This window comes from Shewanella sp. NIFS-20-20, assembly GCF_019209865.1.
In the GTDB taxonomy this organism is placed as follows: domain Bacteria; phylum Pseudomonadota; class Gammaproteobacteria; order Enterobacterales; family Shewanellaceae; genus Shewanella.
Genome location: NZ_JAHUTT010000013.1, coordinates 56,322 through 76,384, shown reverse-complemented (window position 1 = coordinate 76,384; position 20,063 = coordinate 56,322). Strand labels below are relative to the sequence as shown.

Below are 20,063 nucleotides of genomic sequence, written 5' to 3'. Positions count from 1 at the left end.
GCTTGGTTATATTGCTTCCAGTTGCTGATTTTGTACTTTGCCTTACCCATCATCGTCACCCATCTCAAAGTTCTAATGATCTGATCGTGGTTCTGATGATTAGTTCAATGATTTAGGAAACAACGCCTGTTTCCGATGTCATCAGCAGCGGTCATTGTCAGCCTGAAGGTGTCTGGCAAATTGACAATGAGACCATAGGTTTCTTGGCGGTTGAGCGGGGTAATGGCCTGCTGACCCTCAATGGCGAGCAAGTACGATACCAATTTGATACCTCCATTAACTCGCCATCTTATGGTTATTTAAGCAATCAATGTCAGTATCAGACGGCATTGAATAATTTTACCGAACCGCCAGTGTTTGTGGCGGGCAAGGATAGCCGTGCTAACGCCGATGGGGGTTGGTTACGGCGTTGTGACTTGTCTGCTACCGCAGTGAGTGTGGTGGTCGATGAGGATACCTATCGGTCGGCTGAAAGGGCTCATGGCAGTGAAACTTATGGCTATATGGCCCTCGAGCCGATTAGGGAAGTGTTAACTTGTTTCAATGATGATTTTAATCGCTCAGACATTGACAATAATTGGCTATACAAGGTGCTGGGTTCATCAGCGGCGCCGAGATTAGACAGTGGTCGTTTGCGCCTGACCAATAATGGCTATGATCAAGCGGTGGTGTTGACGTTACAAAGGCTATTTCCTGCCCGTAATAATTTAGTGCAAATTGAATTTGATCACTTTGCTTATGCGCCATTTTCCGACACCGGCGGCGATGGCATCGCCGTGGTGTTATCAGATGCCACGGTTCCACCTCAGCCGGGAGGTTTTGGTGGCTCACTCGGTTATGCCCAACGAGATCTGCCCTTTAGCCGCGGTTTTGCTGGTGGTTGGTTAGGGGTGGGGATTGATGAATACGGTAACTTTGCGACTAATGGCGGCGGCAAAAATGGCGGCACCAGCAGTTTACGGCCCCAGTCGGTGTCGCTACGGGGGAGCGAGGCGGCCAATTATCCATTTTTATACGTTTCCAACAGCCCGTTATCGCCACGCATCGACGCTCGGCCCTCTTATACCGCCAATCCTGGGTATCGGTATCGTATCACCATCGATGCGCGAGCTGAAAACTCCGCCATCGTCGGCGTTGAGCGTCGCACCAGTCCTGGCGGCAGCTTTACGCCATTAACCGCGCCGTTTAATGTGTATGACTATAACGGCGGTGTGCCGCAGGATTTCTTACTGTCTCTGACCGGGTCATCGGGGCAGGCAACCAATTTTCATGAAATTGATAATTTTGAAGTGTGTGCTTCTCGGATTAATCCAATTGAAGCGCAAATTGATCACTTTCAATTTGAGTATGCTGGCAGCCCATTGGCCTGCGCTCCACAACAGGTGACGATAAAGGCGTGTTTAAATGCTGCTTGTTCGTCCTTATATACCGGTGCCGTCAGCGCCAGCTTATTGCCTGCCAATGGTGGCACTAGCACCTGGCTCGATGAAAATCAGAACCCCATCGGTAATCAAGTGAGTATCAATGGTGGCAGTCGCACCCTCTTTTTGCGGGAATTTGCGCAAACGCCGACCACACTAGGTGTGGCTTCCTCGTCGCCAGGCACCTTGCCATTTAGCGATACCTTATGCAGTAATGGCGCGAGTCTCAACACGGCCAATTGTACGCTGAGCTTTGCCGAAGCCGGATTTATTATTGATGATGTCGAGACGTATGCGAACAAGCCGGTCGACACTGTGATTAAAGCGGTTAGGCGCAGTACGGGTGCCCTTGAATGCCAGCCAACCTTTGGTAATCAAACCAAAAACCTGAGCTTGTGGAGCAGTGATATCGATCCGAGCCCTAGCTTTGGAAGTGCGAGCTTCACGGTCGATGGTCAAGCGATTGCGCGCAGTCAAAGTACGGCGTTACCACAAGCGGTCAATTTTAATGGCAGTGGTGAGGCCACGGTGAGCTTACGCTATAGCGATGCCGGTAAGATGGCATTAAATGCCCGGTTTGTCGGTGCCGCGGGGGGCGAGGATGATGGCTTAGTGATGGCCAGTGTCAATGGCAACATGATTAATGTGCCGGTGGGCCTGTGTATTGCTCCGGAAGCTGAGTATGACAGTGGCAGCGACAGCGTGTTTAAACGGGCTGGGGACAGTTATCAGGTCGCGCTCTCGGGGCGGGCGTGGTTAGAGGATGGCGACACGGATTTTTGTGATAATCCTGTGACCCCGAGCTTCACCATGGCCAACTTATCCCTCGGCAGCATCCGCGTGGCTCCTGCGTCAGGAGTGGATGCGGTGATCTCTCCCACAGTCTATACCCAAACGCTCGGCGGTGAGATGACCTTGAGTCAGTCGCTCAATGAGGTGGGCATTTATAAATTAACCGCTTGGCAACCTAAGAGCGCGGGCGTCCCATTAGCCACTCATCGTTATTTGGGGTCATTATTGCCGATTGCTGATGGTATTAGTGCCAATGTGGGTCGTTTTGTTCCTGCAAAATTTCGGGTCAGCGATCAGAGTTTACTCCCCGCATGTAGTGTGGGTGGTTTCAGTTATATGGATCAACCCATGACGTTGGGGCTCACCTTGACCGCTGAGAATGTTCAAAATGAGCGGACCTATAATTATGTGGGGGCACTCGCCCATGCCAGCGCCGCCATGGCGGCGGAAAATGGAGATGATGGCATCGCGCTTTCTTCACGATTATCGCCATTGCCGCCATTGACTTGGAACAGCGGCCAAGCCCAGTTACCTATCACCACCGAAGTCACCTTTGACCGGCTAGCTGCCCCAGGGGTTGATGGTCCTTTTGATGATCTTAATGTAGGCATAATGGTCAATGATAATGATGGCGGTTATGCCTCGGTGGCCGATGCTAATATGGATGCTAACCGGTCAGGGGTATGCAGTGTAGCGCCGGATTCTTGTGATGCTCTCTTGCTGCAAAGCACTCGCGTGCGGGCGGGGCGCTTGATGATGGATAATACTTATGGCCCAGAAACCGAAAGATTATCTATGCCAAGTCGCACCCAATATTGGGATGGCAGCCAGTGGCAAACTAACGCCTTGGATAACTGCACCGTGATTAATCCCAGCTTGAGCTCTGCGGTGGATAATGACAGTCTTGGTTATCGTTATTTCCCCAGCCTAAGCTCAGGGCAGACGGTGACCCGTTCGTTGGCGGGGGCTATCCATCAAGGCGAGTTCAGCTTGATGTGGCAACAGTTAGGCGGTTATCGTGGCCAAGTGACCGCTCCGTTAATCACTCCCCGCTGGTTGCAATGGTACTGGAACTGGGATGCGAGCTCGCCAAATCAGTTAGTTAACCCAAGAGCGAGTGCGTTTTTTGGCAGTTATCGTGGCAACGATAAGGTGATTTATTGGCGTGAGCGTAACGATTAATATCTTTTTGGTTAAAATCTATCAACTTCTACGGATAAATTGACGATTTTTGCTGATAAAAAAGTGTTATTGATGGGGGAGAGTTGATTGACTAACCCCTTTGGTTACAGAAATAGCCGATTATGCTGACCACGAAAGCTAGGAATTTAATCCAAACTGGGGTTATTCAGGCTCAAGTATAAAAAAAAAGGCCTCATTGGCTATTGTTAGCACTTGAGGGCTTGTGGAATCAGGGTGGCATTGATAAAGTTAGCTGATTTTTTCATTTCTTCTGACTCCACAGATACAGGCTAGTTACATGTTCAAGAAGCTGAGAGGCGTTTTTTCCAACGATCTATCGATCGACCTAGGCACGGCTAATACTCTGATTTATGTGCGTGATGAAGGCATAGTGCTAAACGAGCCTTCTGTGGTGGCTATTAGAGGTGAAAGAAACAGCTCAGGCCAAAAGTCGGTTGCTGCCGTCGGCACTGAAGCAAAATTAATGCTGGGCCGTACCCCAGGTAATATCCAAGCGATTAGACCGATGAAAGACGGGGTGATTGCCGATTTTTATGTGACTGAAAAAATGTTGCAGCACTTTATTAAGCAAGTGCATAACAATAGTTTCTTCCGTCCAAGCCCTCGTGTGCTGGTATGTGTGCCAGTGGGTGCCACTCAAGTTGAACGCCGTGCTATTCGTGAATCAGCCATGGGCGCTGGCGCCCGCGAGGTCTACTTAATTGAAGAGCCAATGGCTGCTGCCATCGGTGCTGGTTTACCGGTATCTGAAGCGACAGGCTCCATGGTGGTCGATATCGGTGGTGGTACCACTGAAGTAGCCATCATTTCATTGAATGGCGTGGTGTATTCCTCTTCAGTGCGTATCGGTGGCGATAAGTTTGACGAAGCCATTATCAATTACGTCCGTCGTAATTATGGTAGCTTGATTGGTGAAGCCACGGCCGAGCGTATCAAGCACACCATTGGTACCGCCTATCCTGGCGATGACGTGCTTGAAATTGAAGTCCGTGGTCGTAACTTGGCCGAAGGTGTGCCAAGAAGCTTTACCCTTAACAGCAATGAAATTCTAGAAGCCCTACAAGAGCCATTATCAGGCATAGTCAGTGCAGTGATGGTGGCTTTAGAGCAGTCACCGCCGGAATTGGCTTCAGATATTTCTGAGCGTGGCATGGTGTTGACCGGTGGTGGCGCTTTGTTACGTGACTTAGATAGATTATTAATGCAAGAAACCGGTATTCCTGTGATGGTTGCCGACGATCCACTGACTTGTGTGGCACGCGGTGGTGGACGAGCATTAGAAATGATCGATATGCATGGCGGCGATCTTTTCTCTGAGGAAAACTGATAAGTCCGAGGGCGGCCTAAGCCGCCCTAATTGATCTATGAAGCCTATTTTTGCCCGCGGTATCTCAAATCAATTCCGATTAACACTGGCCATCGTGCTGTCGGTGGGTCTGATGTTGGCTAATGATCGCCTAGAGCCGGTCAGACAGTCGTTATCCTCCCTTTTGAGTCCTATCCAGTATTTGGCCAATGTGCCAGGACTGGTATTAGATTGGTCTGCCGAGACGGTTGCCACTCGCAGCATGCTAGAAACGCAAAACAAAGAGTTATTGCGTCAACAATTGTTGATGAGCGAACGTTTGCAACGTTTTGAGCATCTCCGCCAAGAAAACCAACGTTTACGCTCATTGCTCGGCTCGCCGGTGCATATGGATGCCAAAAAGATGGTCGCCGAAGTGATGTCGGTGGCGAGCGATCCATACCATCATTACGTGGTGCTGAATCACGGCAGCGATAGTGGGGTGTTTGTCGGACAACCTGTGGTCGATGCCTACGGGGTGATCGGCCAAGTGGTCGAGATCAGCAAACTGACCAGCCGAGTGTTGTTATTGTCGGATGTCAGCCATGGCCTGCCGGTGCGTAATACCCGCAACGATGTGCGCCTAGTGGCCAACGGCACTGGGGTGTTGGATGAAATTGAACTAAGACATGTGGCCAAGAGTACCGATATCCGTGTCGGTGACTTATTAGTGACCTCTGGTTTGGGGCATCGTTTTCCTGAAGGCTATCCGGTGGCTCGAGTGACCTCGGTCTTAAAAGATGATGGCCAAAGCTATGCTAACGTGATTGCCCAGCCCTTAGCCGCGCTCGATAGAATTCGTTATGTATTATTAATTTGGCCAGAAGATGATGGCGACTCAGCCCCCGTTCTCGAGGAGGCGAAACCATGAGTTTACAAGCTGCAAATGGCCGATTGGTCGTGTGGGTGACCTTGTTGCTTGGCATGCTATTTCAAATCATGCCCTTGCCATCGGTGGTTGAACAATGGCGACCGGATTGGTTGTTATTAGTGATGATCTATTGGGCGATGGCCTTGCCACACAGATACAATATTTTGACCGCCTTTGCCTTAGGGCTACTGCTCGATATCTTGCTTGGAGCCACCTTAGGGGTGCGTTCGCTGGGGTTTTCGATAGTGATTTATGTGGTGGTGCTGCATTTTCAAAAATTACGTAATTTTCCCATGTGGCAACAGGCTTTGATTGTCGCCTTGTTGGTCAGCTTTTATCATTTATTAATCTTTTGGGCCGAGTTTGTGCTCGAGCGGAGCTCGTTTCAGTGGAGCTTGTTATTACCGGCGCTGTCGAGCTTAATCATTTGGCCTTGGGCTTTTTGGGCATTACGGCGCTTACGTCGTCATTATAAAGTGAGATAATTCATGACTTTGGTTTTGGCTTCCAGTTCACCCCGGCGCAAAGAGTTATTGGCCCAAGCACTATTTGCCGCGCCAAATACACAGTTTGACATTGTCGTGCCGGATATTGATGAAACGCCGCAGGCAGGTGAGCTCGCTGCGGATTATGTGGTGCGTCTTGCCATCGAAAAAGCCAAAGCGGGTTTAGCCTTATGTCAGTCATGCGCCGATGCGAACGTGATTGGCTCAGATACCATAGTGGTCCTCGATGGCCACATCTTGGGGAAACCGCGCGACCGCCAAGAAGCGCAAGCGACCTTACAATCGTTAGCGGGTCGTCGCCATCAAGTCATGACCGCGGTTGCCGTGATCAGTGCCAGTGGCTGCGATAGTCGCTTAGTGATCACTGAGGTTGAATTTTGTCATTTAAGTGCTCAGGTTATCGATGCTTATATTGCTACGACTGAGCCTATGGATAAAGCGGGAGCTTATGGCATTCAAGGCTTGGGGGGCAATTTTGTCACCGCCATTGATGGCAGCTATTCCGCCGTTGTCGGCTTACCATTAGTTGAGACTCGCGAATTATTAGCACAACGAGGTTATGCCCTGTAACACGATAATGGATGTTACAGTGCTTGGCAGCCGCCATTATATTTGCTGACTATGCTTAAGCTGAATTACTTGCATTCGTTTTTAAGCCCAAATGGGGTGTGTTGTGCCTACAAATCAACCAAATACATTAAGAAATAGCGCGAAGTTAGGTTCCGAATTATTGATCAATGTGACGCCCAATGAAGCGCGAGTCGCCTGGGTTGAGCATGGCGTTTTGCAAGAAGTGCATATTGAGCGACGGTTGAAGCGTGGCTTGGTTGGGAATATCTATAAAGGTAAAATTAGTCGGGTATTGCCCGGGATGCAGGCCGCATTTGTGGATATCGGCTTAGAAAAAGCAGCCTTTTTACACGCCTCAGATATCGTACCGCACACGGAATGTGTCGATGATAACGATAAACATAACTTCGTGGTACGCGACATTGCCGAGCTTGTGCGCCAAGGTCAAGATATCATGGTACAAGTGGTTAAAGATCCGCTGGGTACCAAAGGTGCACGCTTAACCACAGATTTAACCTTACCTTCACGCTACCTAGTCTTTATGCCGGGTTCCAGTCATGTTGGCGTATCGCAACGCATCGAGTCTGACAGTGAGCGCCAACGCTTGCGCGCCATTACCCAGCCCTATGTGGATGATGATGGTGGCTTTATTATTCGCACGGCCGCCGAAGGCGTGGGTGACGAGGCGTTAGCCCAAGATGCGGCTTTTTTACGGCGGGTATGGGCCAAAGTCAGCGAGCGCCGTAAGCGCCGCGGGGTAGCATTGTTATACCAAGACTTACCGCTGCAAGTGCGGGTGGTGCGTGATTTTGTCGGTACGGCGCTCGATGGCATTCAGGTGGACTCGCGTCGCACCTATGAAGAGTTATTGGAGTTTGCTACCGAGTTTATGCCGGAAATTGCCGCCAATCTCAGTTATTACACTGGGCCAGCACCTTTGTTTGATTTATATGATGTGGAAAATGAAATCCAACGGGCGCTCGGGCGTAAAGTCGAGCTTAAGTCTGGCGGTTACCTGATTATCGATCAAACCGAAGCCATGACCACGGTTGATATCAATACCGGTGCGTTTGTTGGCCATCGCAATCTTGAAGAAACCATTTTTAATACCAACCTTGAAGCCACCCATGCGATTGCGAGGCAACTGCGCTTACGTAATCTCGGCGGTATTATCATTATCGACTTTATCGATATGCAGGATAAAGACCATCAGCAGCGGGTACTCGACAGCTTAACCGCGGCGTTAAGCCATGACAGAGTAAAGACCAATGTCAGTGGTTTCTCTGGGCTAGGCTTGGTGGAAATGACCCGTAAACGGACCCGCGAAAGCTTAGAGCATGTGCTGTGCGGTGAGTGTCCAAGTTGCCGTGGTACTGGCTCCATGAAGACGGTAGAAACCGTGTGTTATGAGATTTTCCGCGAAATTATTCGTCTCGATCGCACCTACAAAGCCGATGAGTTTTTACTTTACTGTGCGCCCTTGGTGCATGCCAGCTTAGCCGGTGATGAAAGCCATATATTGGCCGAACTCGAAGTCTATGTGGGTAAACGAATTCGTTTACATGCCGAGCCTATGTATGCGCAAAGCAAATATGATGTGGTGATGGTCTAGTGACAAACCGTCGTCGCTCGTGGCTGAACCGCTTGAGTTCTATTGCTAGTTTTTGTTGGAAAAGCTTAGCCGTGCTGTTGGTGGTTTTCGCACTGATGGTCAGTCTGGTACGCTCTTTACTGCCGCAAGTGGATCACGTGCGCCAACAGTTGGTGCAATTATTAGAGCAAGAGTTTCAACTGCAGGTGGAACTCGAAGGCATTAATGCTGACTGGCAAGCTTATGGACCGGAATTGAGGCTCAATCAATTGCTGGTGCCTCAACAGGCCGATTTGCCCATTAGCTTGGCGGTCGACAGCGTCCAAATTAAGCTCGATTTTTGGCAAAGTTTGCTGCACCTTGAGCCGCAAATACAAGACGTTAAGTTTAGCGGCGTGACCTTAGGATTAGATCTCGAACAACTCGCCTTATCCGAACCCCAAAAGAATATTGATTGGCTGTATGCCCTGTTGTTAGGCCAATTACAGCGTTACTCCATCACTGATTTGCAGTTGGATTTGTATCGTCAAAACCGACATTTCAAACCGATCCATATTGATCAACTCAATTGGCTCAATCAAGGCCAACGCCATGTCGGCGAAGGGGTGGTGTATCTAGATGCAGCCGCTAAAGATACCGAATTATTATCGTTACGGGTCGATATCAAGGGCGATAGCAATGACCCAGCCAGCCTAAGCGGTCAAATCTATGCGATCGCTAAAGATCTTGAGCTTGCCAAGTGGGCCGAGACTCAAGTGAATCCTTATCAGCCGGATCAGAGTTTACCGTTAACCGGCATAGTCAATTTTCAAGCATGGTTAGAGGTTGAAGGCCGACATTTAGGCATGGGGATGCTTGAGTTTGGTCGCACTCAACTGAGCTGGGATCTCAATGACAAGCCACAAGATTTGGCGATTGAACGCGGTCAATTGCAATGGCGTGCGTTAGCTGGGGGCTGGCAGTTATTCAGTCACGATTTACAATTGCAAACCAATCAGCAGCCATGGCCGGTCACGGATTTTTTAGTTAACCAAGATCCCAAGGGCCTGCATGCGCAGCTCTCGGTGCTTAAGCCCGAGTTGTTATTACCGTTACTGCCACTGTTGCCTGGGGTGACATTGGAGCAGCTGTTGCAATATCAGCGTATGGCTCCTAAGGGCGAATTGAGCCAATTGGTTTGGCAACAATCGCCGCAATCTTGGCAGTTTTCAGCCCATGCTGATGGGCTTAGCTGGGGCAGTGATGGCCAAATCCCTGGGGTTGCCAGCCTAGATTTCGATGTGGCGGCGACGGCGGATAACATCACTGTGGCGCTGGCGGAGCAAGGCTTAAGCTTGGATTATCCGGCGATGTTTCCGCAAACGCTGAGCGTCAACATGCAGGCGACTCAATTGCACTATCAGCTGCCGCAGCAACGGTTGCTGGTGCCTGACTTACAGCTTGAAAATGACGATGTGCGTCTCGATGCCGCCTTAAAATTAGATTTTGCAGACAGTGTCACCTTAGCGTTGGCTGCCAATGCTGATCTTAAGGATGTGGCAACCATTCAGGGTTACTTCCCCGAGGCCGCCATGGGGCAAGCGTTGGCTGACTACTTAGCTGCCGCGCTGAAAAGCGGTGAAAGCCACGGCGCCCAGGTGGTTTGGCAAGGCGCCTTTAACCAATTTCCGTTTGCTGAGCATCAAGGTAAGTTCCAAGCCGGTTTTCGCTTAGATAAGGCCGAATTTGAGTTTCTGCCAGATTGGCCAGCGGTGTCAGATATTCGCCTCGATGCCTTGTTTGATAATGCGCGCATGGACTTATGGTTACGTCAGGGTCGACTGCTTAAGGTCGATGCCAGTGGTGCCCATATTGCGATCCCTCAATTGGGCGATCGCAGTTTACTCATCATTGCTGCCGACATTGAAGCCCAAGGTCAGGATGCCACCGAGGTGATGTTGCAATCACCGCTAAAAGACAGTGTGGGCGCGACCTTAGAAGTGGTTAACATTCAAGGTAAGGTTGGCGCTGCGCTCGATTTAGCCATTCCACTGTATGAGGCTGATGCCGAGATTAACGGCGTGGTTAGCCTTGATAACGTGCCAGTGTATATTAGCGAGCCAGGGCTGCAACTCGAACAAGTGCAAGCGAGCATTGCTTTTCATAATGACAAGGTGACTGGCAAGGATCTACAGGCCATTTTGTTTGGCCAACCGGTGCAATTAAGTGTCAGCACCGAACCATTGCATCAAGATTATGCCCTCGATGTCACTATGGCGGGGCAATGGGACCTTGGCAAATTATCCCGCCAATTTGACTTGCCTCTGAGCCAGTATTATCAAGGCGAATTGGATTGGCAGGGGCGATTAAACATGGTGTTTGACGACGCCGGCTATCGCCTGCAGGCACGAGTAACGAGTGATCTCGCTGAGGCTGAATTAGGCTTACCGAGCCCATTGACCAAGCCGATAGGTGACAAACTGGCATTAACCGCCGAGCTTATCGGTGACAATAAACAATCGCACCTAGGGATCAAATTAGGTCAGTTAGCCGAATTTTGGGGCGGATTTACCCCTAAGTCAGGCAAGCATGTGGCCTATTTTGATTTGATGCTTGGTCGTAACTTTAAGCTCGGCGATCAATTGGTCAAGCAAGACGGGGCTTTGTGGCTGGCGCTTAACAAAGTGGATTTAGCCCCCTGGCTCAAGGTCATTGATGAGATTTCTCAAGGTGAGGGGAGCGGTGTGCTACCACCGTTGCAGCAACTCTCAGGCAAGATTAAGCATTTAACCGCTTATGATCAGCCGATTAATGCCCTTAGCATCGAAGGTGTGCGCAGCCCAAGTTCATGGCAATTGGCGCTCGATAGTGATGCCTTGGCAGGTAGCGTCAATATTTATCCCGATTGGTATAACCAAGGTATCAAGCTATCGGCACAACGTTTGTATTTAAGCCGCACTAGCAAGGACTCGAGCCCTAGCCCCAGCGATCCCGAGCCATGGCATTTGCCGCCGATCGCCTTGGACGTGGATGATTTTCGATACGACAATAAGCAGTTAGGTCATTTAGTCTTGCAAGCCGCCCCGGCAGAGCTCGGCTATCAGATCCAAACCTTGTCGCTCAGTGCGCCGGGGATCAGTGTGGTGGGATCGGGTTATTGGCACGATCAGGCCCCGCAAAATTACACCGAACTGGATTGGCGCTTATCTGCTGAAGCCTTTGATCTGATCTCCGAGCGTTTGCAAATTGATCCTGGTCTGAAAGAAGCGCCGCTTGATCTTAATGCTACCTTGACCTGGCAAGGATCGCCGTTTGATTTTAGTGTGGCGAGCCTCAATGGTGATGTTAACTTTACTTTCGGTAAGGGGCATTTGTCTCAGATCAGTGATAAAGGCGCTCGGATATTTTCGCTGTTTAGTTTGGACTCCTTATTACGAAAATTATCCCTCGATTTTTCAGATGTTTTTGGTCAAGGCCTGTACTTCAATGCCTTTAGTGGTAATCTAAAAATTGATAATGGTGTGGTCAAAACCACCGATACTGAAATGGATGCCATCGCCGGTAATATGAAAGTACGCGGCTATACGGATTTGGCTACCGAAAGCTTAAATTATGATATTCGCTTCGTGCCGCAACTGGCTTCGAGTGTGCCGACCGTGGTATTGCTCAGTACCAGTGCTTGGACCATGGGCGTTGGGGCGTTTGCCTTGACTAAGGTACTTGAGCCGGTGATTGAGGTGATTTCAGAAATTCGTTTTCGCGTCACTGGTACCATGTCAGATCCTAAGCTCGAAGAGTTAGAGCGTAAGAGTAAAGAAATTGAGATCCCTGAGTCGATTTTGCCAGCCAAGCCTGCCAGCCCAGGTGCCGCCAGTGCCAAGGGGAGCTCAAGCCAAACGGCGAGTAAGCCGGAAATAGATGTTCAAGCAATCGAAGCTGCCAAGGAGGCGGATGGTGGATCTCAAACCCCAAGCCACACAGAGGGTCACAGCCAATATTAGCCTGCTGCAGTGCCAGAGCGGCCGGGATCCTGAGCAAAACCTTGCCTTTATTTACCAGCAATTGCAGTGCCTAGACCCGGCTATCAGCCCCAGGTTAGTGGTGCTGCCTGAGTGCGCATTATTGTTTGGTGGCCGAGAGTTGGAACAACAGCAACTGGCTGCGAATAGTCAATACCTGCGTATTCTTGCGGGTTGGGCCGCCGAGTTTGCCATTACCTTAGTGGCAGGCACTGTGCCGGTTAACAGTGACGATGGTCGTTGTTATAGTCGCTGCCATGTGTGGGGGCCAGATGGGCGCTTGCTGGGCGATTATGATAAGTTACACCTGTTTGATGCCAGCATTAGTGATAACACTGGCCGCTACTGTGAAAGCACCACCTTTTGCCCAGGTGATCGCATTAGTGTGATAGACACTGAGTTTGGTAAGCTTGGCCTCGCCATTTGTTACGACTTACGGTTTCCGGAATTATTTCGCGCATTAGCGCAGCAAGGCTGCGATATTATTTTGGTGCCTGCTGCATTTACCGCGGTCACTGGTCGCGCCCATTGGCAAACCCTGTTGCAAGCTAGAGCGCTTGACAGTCAGTGCGTGATCGCCGCTGCGGCTCAATGGCATCCTGAGGGTAAGCGTCAAACCTGGGGCCATAGTATGGTGGTTGGGCCATGGGGCGATATCGTGGCGCAAAAACCGCGCGCAACCGGCTGGCTTCATGTTGAGGTTAACCTCAACGAATTAGCGCGAGTGCGCGACGCGTTACCCTTATCAGCCCATAACCGATTTCAGTTGCCGTCATTGAAAGTGACGTCGAATCAAGATTAATTATCAAGGGATCCGTCGGATCTCAAGAGAGAGCGAATGCCATTATTAACGCAAGTCAGTGCCAGTTTATTACGTGACAGCTTAAGCCTTGAAGGCTTGAATCAACACCTTGCTAGTCTATTTACCCACAAGATCGATTTTGCCGATCTCTATTTTCAAGGCAGCCGCCATGAGTCGTGGGTGCTGGAAGATGGCATCATTAAAGAAGGCAGTTTCCATATTGAACGTGGCGTTGGCGTGCGAGCTATCAGTGGCGAGAAAACCGGTTTTGCCTATGCCGATGATATTACCGATGAGGCATTAAGCAGTGCTTGCGCAGCCGCTCGAGGTATCGCAAACGCCGGTCAGCAAGGTTCGGTACATGCCCTCAAAGCCAACCAGGTGCACTCCCTGTATGCCAGTGACGATCCGATAGCGGCCATGGAAGAAGTGAAAAAAATTCAATTACTGCGTGAGGCCGATGCCTATATTCGCAGCTTGGATAGCCGCATTATTCAAGTGGTCGTTAGCTTGTCTGGGGTTCACGAAGAAATTTTAGTCGCCGCCAGCGATGGGACACTAGCGGCAGATATTCGGCCGTTAGTGCGTTTTAATTGTTCGGTGATTATGGAAGATCAAGGCCAACGTGAGCGCGGTTCAGCCGGCGGTGGTGGACGCCATAGCTATGACATTTTCTTTGCAAATGATGATGCTGGTCTGCCAATGTGTTTTGGTTTCGCCCGCGAAGCCGTGCGTCAAGCGCAGGTGGCCTTAGTCGCTATCGATGCGCCTGCGGGTGAAATGCCGGTGGTGCTTGGTGCCGGTTGGCCCGGGGTGTTATTGCATGAAGCCGTCGGTCATGGTTTAGAAGGTGACTTTAACCGCAAGGGCAGCAGTGCTTTTAGTGGCAAAATTGGTCAGCAAGTAGCGTCATCTTTAGTGACTGTGGTAGATGATGGCACCCTGAACGATCGTCGTGGCTCCTTATCCATTGACGATGAAGGTACCCCAAGCCAACGCAATGTTTTGATTGAAGACGGCATTCTAAAAGGATATATGCAAGATAAGCTTAACGCGCGCTTGATGGGCGTGGCACCGACCGGCAATGGCCGACGGGAATCTTATGCTCACTTGCCGATGCCACGTATGACCAATACTTATATGTTGGCAGGCCAATCTAAACCGGCAGACATTATCGCCTCGGTGAAAAAAGGCTTGTATGCGCCTAACTTTGGCGGTGGTCAGGTGGATATTACCTCGGGCAAATTTGTGTTCTCGGCTTCGGAAGCGTATTTAATCGAAGACGGTAAGATCACGACACCAGTGAAAGGGGCGACCTTGATTGGCAATGGCCCTGAAGCCATGAAACTGATCTCTATGGTGGGTGATGATATGGCGTTGGATCCTGGGGTTGGCGTTTGTGGTAAGGATGGTCAGAGCGTCCCGGTTGGCGTGGGCCAGCCGAGTCTCAAGCTCGACTTGCTGACTGTCGGTGGAACTGCATAATTGTTTGAGGTTGGTGTTGCTGCTCGTCAAGGGCTCGCGACACTGAGGTGCATCTGCTGCGCTTGACCCTGAGCTCATGGCTAGATCCTCATCTAGCCATTTTTGTCAGTGCGATAAAATAAACAAATGTTCATCACGGCCCAGTGTAGTTTGTGTACAATACTGGCAATTAGAGCAAATACTCTAGAGGAATTTATGCGACTGTTAGCCCTCGCACTGTGCGTTTTGCTACCTTTGCCCCTAGCAGCTACCGAGATCAGTTTTGATGCGGCTTGGCAGCAATTACAGCAAGTTAGCGATAAACTCAAGGCACAACAACAACAAGTTGACCGCGCCAGCGCTGAGCAAGCCAGTGGTGACGACTTATCCTTGCCCTCGATTAATATAGCTGGCAGCTATACCTATCTTGAACAGCCAATTGAGCTCGACTTGCGCGATCTTAACCCGTTGGCGGCCATCGATCCTGCCACCTTACCGCCCGCCCTCGGCGGTGCGTTAGCCGGCATTCCAGGTCATTTATTTGTCACCCCGTTTACTCAACAAGATGTATTTCGCGCCAGCTTACAGGCACTTTGGCCGATTTATACCGGTGGACAAGTGACCGCGGCGCAAGGGATTTTGGCGGCACAAGTGGCCGAAGAGCAGCAAGCGCAAATTCTCGCTAGCCGCGAATTATTTACCCAATTAGTGGATCGTTACTATGGCGCCATTGTGGCTAACGCCGTGTTGGCGACCCAAGAGCAATTGGTTGCAGCCTTAAGTGAGCATGTGGCTCACGCTAAATCGTTAGAGCAACAAGGCCAAATCGCCGTGGTCGAGCGCCTGAATGCCGAAGTCGCGCTGGATAATGCCAAGGTTGCGACCGCGAGTGCTCGGCGCCAGGCGCAAATGGCTCACATCGCGCTCGATCGCATGCTGAAACTCAAGGTTGAACCTGTCTCGCCATTATTTATGTTGTCCGGCGATCCCAGCTTACCGCGCTTAATGGAACTGACCTTAAGCCAGCATCCGGCATTAAAGTTGTTAGCGGCTAAGGAGCAGCAGGCCAAAGGCTTAGAAGAGATGGAAAAGGGTAAGTATTACCCCAATGTCTTTCTCTATGGTAATTACAATCTCTACGAAGATGATAGCCTGTTTGCCAAAGTCGAACCCGATTGGATGGTGGGCGTAGGCATTAAGATCCCCTTAGTCAGTCGAGATGGTCGCAGTGGCAAAGTCGCGGCGGCTAAGAGTGCTATTTTGCAGGCCCGCTATACCCAAGCGCAAACTCGTGAAGATTTGAGTTTATTGTTGGATCAAACCTATCGCCAGATGGAACAGGCGCGTGAAGAATATCAGTCGTTAGCGACTACCGAAGCCTTAGCTAGCGAAAATTTACGCTTACGTTCGCTGGCATTTACGCAAGGATTATCGACATCGCTTGAGCGTGTCGATGCGCAATTGACCTTGACCTCTGTGGCCACCAAGCGCTTAGCGGCACGCTATCGCTATATCCAAGCCTATGCCCATGTGATGTCGATTTCTGGCCAATTAGATGAGTTTATTGCCCGCAGTCGGGTGTTGGAGAAAACTAATGCGAACTAACCGTATCTTGGCCGTGCTGGCCATCTTAGCCTTGGCGGCATTGTTTAGCTGGGGCTTAATCAAGGCCTATCAACCTCAAGCGCAAGTGTTACAAGGGCAAATAGAAGCGCGGGAGTACCATGTGTCTTCTAAGGTGCCAGGACGCATTGAACAGGTGTTGGTACGCAAGGGCGACCAAGTGGCCGTGGGCGACTTATTGTTTAGTGTCAGTAGTCCTGAGCTCGATGCCAAGTTGACCCAAGCTCAAGGTGGCTATGAGGCGGCCAAAGCATTACAGCAAGAAGCTAATAATGGCGCGCGTAGCCAACAAGTGATGGCGGCTAAAGAGCAATGGCAAAAGGCCAAAGTTGCTGCTGAACTGGCGTCGACCACCTATGAGAGGGTCGAAAATTTATTTACCGATGGAGTATTGGCGCGTCAAAAGCGCGATGAAGCCTATACCCAATGGCAAGCGGCAAAATATACCGAGCAAGCCGCCTTAGCCATGTATCAAATGACGGCTGAAGGGGCGCGCCCAGAGACTAAGGTGGCGGCCGCAGGTAAAGCGTTAATGGCCAAAGGCGCGGTCGATGAGGTCAATGCTGTGCTTAATGACAGCCAAATGCGGGCTAACCATGCGGGGGAGATTAGCGAGGTGTTGCTATTTGATGGGGAGTTAGCCCCCTCAGGCTTCCCAGTAGTGAGCCTGCTGGATATGAGTGATGCTTGGGCCATTTTGCAAGTTCGCGAAGATTTACTCCGCCATTTCCCGATGGGGCAAATCTTGGCTTTACAAGTGCCCGCACTCGATAAAACCTTAGATTTTAAAGTGACGTATGTTAGCCCCATGGGGCAATACGCGACGTGGCGTGCGACTGAGTCGGGTCATGATTTTGATATGCGCACCTTCAGTGTTGAGCTGACACCCATCAAGGCCGAGCCGCGCTTGCGGGTTGGCATGTCAGTGTTATTGCCTTTATAAGCGGAGCTCACCATGTTGAAGGCCATCAGTTGGAGTGCGCGTTTTCGCCATGAGGTGTGTCATTTATGGCGCAGTCCGTGGCAATTGGCCTTAGCCACCTGGGTGCCCCTGCTGGCGCTGTTGTTTTTGTATGGCATTTTCAGTGCCGCGGTACCGCGAAATTTACCGGTGGCACTGGTGGATCAGGATGACTCTGGCCTCAGCCGGCAATTAGCGCGGCAAATGCAGGCGAGCCCTGCGGTCAGTTTGCAGCAATTTAATCAATTGCCGAATGCTGAACAAGCCATGCGCGAAGGTGATGTCTTTGCGCTGATTTTGATCCCCCACGGTTTTTCACGGGAGCTGATGACCCAACAACAGCCGCAATTGGTGCTTCACTATAACGGCCAGTTTTTGTTAGTGGGTAAGCTGTTATCCAGCGCCTTGCAACAAGGACTTGCCGATGCGCTGCAAGGGGTGGCGCGACAGCAATTATTGGCAAAGGGTGTGCTTCCTATAGCTACCGCCGCCAACATCAATCCGATAGCCGTGCAATTAACTCCCTTGTTCAATCAAAGCAGTAATTATCTGGCGTTTTTAATGCCACCTATCTTGATTGCGCTGCTGCAAATCTCGGCGATGCTGCTGTTTGCTAATGCCTTAAATGAAGAGCTAACTCCCGAGTTTACCACCTGGGTTCAGCAGGCGTTTTGGCCGAGTGTGAGCGCAAAAATGGCGCTCTATTTACCGTTAGCCTTGCTGCAAGGGCTCGCCATGCTGGTGTTTATGTACCATGGCTTAGGCTTGCCCTTGGCGGGGGATATCTTAACCTTAGTGCCTGCTTTAATCGTGATGCTGTTATTTATAGGTCTATGGGTGCTGGTGATTTTCTTATTGCTGGCCGAGCCTGCGCGGGTCGTCAGTTTTTGTACCGCCTTATTTGCGCCGGCTTTTGCGTTTATGGGAATTACCTTCCCGGTGCATGAAATGCCCTTGGCGGCGCAGTGGTGGCGCTTACTGATCCCCAGCAGTCATTATATTGATGCGCAAGTCGCCGTGGTCAGTTATGGTCAAGGACTAAAGACGGTGTTATCACAACAACTGAGTTACGCGGTGCTCTTGGTGTTAGTGCCGCTGTTATTCTTATTGCTGCGTCGTCGACGTCGCCCAGGGGAGTAACATGAGGTTACTGCAATTAATCGGGTTAGAACTCAAGGCGATCATTAGCGATCGCGCCATTGCTATCACCTTATTTGGTGGGGTGATATTTTACTCAGTATTATATCCGTTACCCTATTTACACCAAGTACCGACTCAGCAGTTAGTGGTGGTGGTTGATAATGATTTATCCCCCCTGAGCCGCGAGTTAATTCGCCAAGCGGATGCCAGTCCTAAACTCAAAATTATGGCGACGGTTGCGACTCTGGCGGACGCCAAACAGGCCATTATTTCTGGCAAAGCCCATGGGTTGTTAGGCATTCCTAAAGGGTTTGAGCGCGACTTACTCAGTGGTCAAGGGGTGACGATTACCGCGGCCGGTGATGCCAGTTATTTCTTAGTCTATTCCACCATTGCCGAGGGCTTGATTGGCGTCAGTCAGGAGTTTGCGAGTGGCCTTAAATACCAAGGGCTGCTTGCGCGAGGTATGACTGCGCAAGCGGCAAAGGTTCACATTCATCCGGTGAGTATCGATGCCGTCCCAGCTTTTAACTTGTCTCTGGGGTATACCCCTTACGTTGTGCCGGGATTATTTTTATTGATCTTGCAGCAAACCTTGCTGGTGGGAACGGGTATTTTAGGGGCGGGTCAATGGCGGCAACAAGGATACTGGAGCGGGCTTAGTCCGGGACAATTGCTCTTAGGGCGCACCTTGGCGTTTATGCTGATCTATAGCTTTTTTGCCAGTTACTATGTCGGTTGGTGTTATTGGGGCTATGGCGCCGAGCTCAATGCCAGTTTGGCTGAGGTTGGGCTGCTGATGCTACCATTCTTATTAGCCAGTTGCTTAGGCGGCATTGGGTTAAGTTGTTTGTTTGTGCGGCGCGAATTACCGACTCAAGCCTATTTGATTTCGTCGATGCCTATTTTATTTGTGTCGGGCTTCGTGTGGCCATTAGCTTTAATCCCTGAGCCATTAGTGTGGCTATCGCAAGCTGTGCCTGCCGTACCCGCCATTATGGCGATGCTGACGATGAATCAAATGGGCAGTGGCTTTGCTGCCATTATTTGGCCTTATTGTCAGCTGTGGTTAATGGTACTTATTTTCGGCATGTTGGCATGGTTAGGCTTGCGCTATCGCCTCAAGCCTAACGCTTGAGTTTGCCCATTAAGAGGCTTACTGCGCTTTACTTTACCATATCAGCCTCGCAGCGATGGCAACGGCACTGCGGGCTGCTATCCGGGAAGTAGCGTTCACTGTGCCAGTCAAGGCACCACAGCGTACCTTGCCAGCGGTAACGATAGCGGCCATCGATTAACACCACTTGCGCATCTTGCCCCAATTGATTGACCCCATCATTATGACTGACTTGCTTTAGCGGTAAGGTCGTCACTGTGGGGGCGGCGATAGTTAGCACTTGACGATTTTGCCTGGTGCGCCTTGGCGGGTTATCAAACGAGAGGTTGATGCTCAGAGGCGACCACGCGTAGCGGTATGGATTGCGCCAAAAGGGGTAATAGTGATTGCGCCAGTAAGGGCGATACCAAAACGGATCGCGCCACTGATTAACATGCCTTGACCAGGGATCATAGTGAGGGTAATGGCGATGATCCCGAGCCTCGGTGTGGGGGCTGAGCATTATCAGGCCTGTGATGGCGGTGGCCAGTAAAGCCCCGCGGCTCACACAGAAAATACCTAATGATAGAGGGAGTCGATAAGCCATGGCCAAGCTCCTTGGTTGTGGTGAAGAGGACCTAGCTCTAGCAAGCATAGCAGTCGTGATGTTTAGCGCTTAA

General features: G+C 50.6%; 14 protein-coding genes. 13 read left to right on the top strand and 1 reads right to left on the bottom strand.

Annotated features, from left to right (window positions below):
- The first annotated feature begins 203 nt into the window (after nt 1-203).
- The 13 genes from KU855_RS06490 to KU855_RS06430 all read left to right on the top strand — a co-directional run bounded on the left by KU855_RS06490 (nt 204) and on the right by KU855_RS06430 (nt 19,425).
- Nucleotides 204-3,395 (top strand): DUF6701 domain-containing protein, encoded by a 3,192-nt coding sequence (locus tag KU855_RS06490; protein WP_218529495.1) that lies wholly within the window; start codon nt 204-206, stop codon nt 3,393-3,395.
- 298 nt (nt 3,396-3,693) lie between these two features.
- A complete protein-coding gene (locus KU855_RS06485; protein WP_218529494.1) occupies nt 3,694-4,743 on the top strand; it encodes a rod shape-determining protein in 1,050 nt (349 codons plus the stop codon).
- 37 nt (nt 4,744-4,780) lie between these two features.
- Entirely contained in the window at nt 4,781-5,632 is an 852-nt protein-coding gene (gene mreC / locus KU855_RS06480; protein WP_218529493.1) for a rod shape-determining protein MreC, read from the top strand.
- Nucleotides 5,629-6,117 carry a rod shape-determining protein MreD gene (gene mreD, locus KU855_RS06475; RefSeq protein WP_218529492.1) on the top strand — a complete coding sequence of 163 codons (489 nt, stop codon included), beginning with the start codon at nt 5,629-5,631 and terminating at the stop codon, nt 6,115-6,117. The genes mreC and mreD overlap by 4 nt, the downstream gene beginning before the upstream one ends.
- 3 nt (nt 6,118-6,120) lie before the next feature.
- Entirely contained in the window at nt 6,121-6,708 is a 588-nt protein-coding gene (locus KU855_RS06470; protein WP_218529491.1) for a nucleoside triphosphate pyrophosphatase, read from the top strand.
- Nucleotides 6,709-6,811: 103 nt separating this feature from the next.
- Nucleotides 6,812-8,320, top strand: coding sequence for a ribonuclease G (gene rng / locus KU855_RS06465; protein ID WP_371316325.1), 1,509 nt, complete (start codon nt 6,812-6,814; stop codon nt 8,318-8,320).
- 32 nt (nt 8,321-8,352) lie between these two features.
- Nucleotides 8,353-12,279, top strand: a complete 3,927-nt coding sequence (locus KU855_RS06460; protein WP_218529489.1) for a YhdP family protein — start codon at nt 8,353-8,355, stop codon at nt 12,277-12,279.
- A complete protein-coding gene (locus tag KU855_RS06455) occupies nt 12,230-13,099 on the top strand; it encodes a carbon-nitrogen hydrolase family protein (protein WP_218529488.1) in 870 nt (289 codons plus the stop codon). The genes KU855_RS06460 and KU855_RS06455 overlap by 50 nt, the downstream gene beginning before the upstream one ends.
- Nucleotides 13,100-13,135: 36 nt before the next feature.
- Nucleotides 13,136-14,584 carry a metalloprotease TldD gene (gene tldD, locus KU855_RS06450; RefSeq protein ID WP_218529487.1) on the top strand — a complete coding sequence of 483 codons (1,449 nt, stop codon included), beginning with the start codon at nt 13,136-13,138 and terminating at the stop codon, nt 14,582-14,584.
- Between the two features lie 195 nt (nt 14,585-14,779).
- Nucleotides 14,780-16,168, top strand: coding sequence for a TolC family protein (locus tag KU855_RS06445; protein ID WP_218529486.1), 1,389 nt, complete (start codon nt 14,780-14,782; stop codon nt 16,166-16,168).
- On the top strand, nt 16,158-17,129 hold the full coding sequence (locus KU855_RS06440; protein WP_218529485.1) for an HlyD family secretion protein: 972 nt from the start codon (nt 16,158-16,160) through the stop codon (nt 17,127-17,129). The genes KU855_RS06445 and KU855_RS06440 overlap by 11 nt, the downstream gene beginning before the upstream one ends.
- Before the next feature lie 12 nt (nt 17,130-17,141).
- Complete coding sequence (locus tag KU855_RS06435; RefSeq protein ID WP_218529484.1) at nt 17,142-18,287, top strand: ABC transporter permease; 1,146 nt, start codon at nt 17,142-17,144, stop codon at nt 18,285-18,287.
- A gap of 1 nt (nt 18,288) precedes the next feature.
- On the top strand, nt 18,289-19,425 hold the full coding sequence (locus KU855_RS06430; RefSeq protein ID WP_218529483.1) for an ABC transporter permease: 1,137 nt from the start codon (nt 18,289-18,291) through the stop codon (nt 19,423-19,425).
- A 28-nt stretch (nt 19,426-19,453) separates the two neighbouring features.
- Here the strand turns inward: KU855_RS06430 and KU855_RS06425 are convergent, their stop codons facing one another.
- Nucleotides 19,454-19,990: a hypothetical protein gene (locus KU855_RS06425; protein ID WP_218529482.1), complete on the bottom strand. Its 537-nt coding sequence runs from the start codon at nt 19,988-19,990 to the stop codon at nt 19,454-19,456.
- Between the last annotated feature and the right edge of the window lie 73 nt (nt 19,991-20,063).

What these genes read in the sequence shown, in the direction of transcription:
- KU855_RS06485 (WP_218529494.1), top strand. Translation starts at nt 3,694, where the DNA reads ATGTTCAAGAAGCTGAGAGGCGTTTTTTCCAACGATCTATCGATCGAC.
- mreC (WP_218529493.1), top strand. Translation starts at nt 4,781, where the DNA reads ATGAAGCCTATTTTTGCCCGCGGTATCTCAAATCAATTCCGATTAACA.
- mreD (WP_218529492.1), top strand. Translation starts at nt 5,629, where the DNA reads ATGAGTTTACAAGCTGCAAATGGCCGATTGGTCGTGTGGGTGACCTTG.
- KU855_RS06470 (WP_218529491.1), top strand. Translation starts at nt 6,121, where the DNA reads ATGACTTTGGTTTTGGCTTCCAGTTCACCCCGGCGCAAAGAGTTATTG.
- KU855_RS06455 (WP_218529488.1), top strand. Translation starts at nt 12,230, where the DNA reads ATGGTGGATCTCAAACCCCAAGCCACACAGAGGGTCACAGCCAATATT.
- tldD (WP_218529487.1), top strand. Translation starts at nt 13,136, where the DNA reads ATGCCATTATTAACGCAAGTCAGTGCCAGTTTATTACGTGACAGCTTA.
- KU855_RS06445 (WP_218529486.1), top strand. Translation starts at nt 14,780, where the DNA reads ATGCGACTGTTAGCCCTCGCACTGTGCGTTTTGCTACCTTTGCCCCTA.
- KU855_RS06440 (WP_218529485.1), top strand. Translation starts at nt 16,158, where the DNA reads ATGCGAACTAACCGTATCTTGGCCGTGCTGGCCATCTTAGCCTTGGCG.
- KU855_RS06435 (WP_218529484.1), top strand. Translation starts at nt 17,142, where the DNA reads ATGTTGAAGGCCATCAGTTGGAGTGCGCGTTTTCGCCATGAGGTGTGT.
- KU855_RS06430 (WP_218529483.1), top strand. Translation starts at nt 18,289, where the DNA reads ATGAGGTTACTGCAATTAATCGGGTTAGAACTCAAGGCGATCATTAGC.
- KU855_RS06425 (WP_218529482.1), bottom strand. Translation starts at nt 19,990, where the DNA reads ATGGCTTATCGACTCCCTCTATCATTAGGTATTTTCTGTGTGAGCCGC.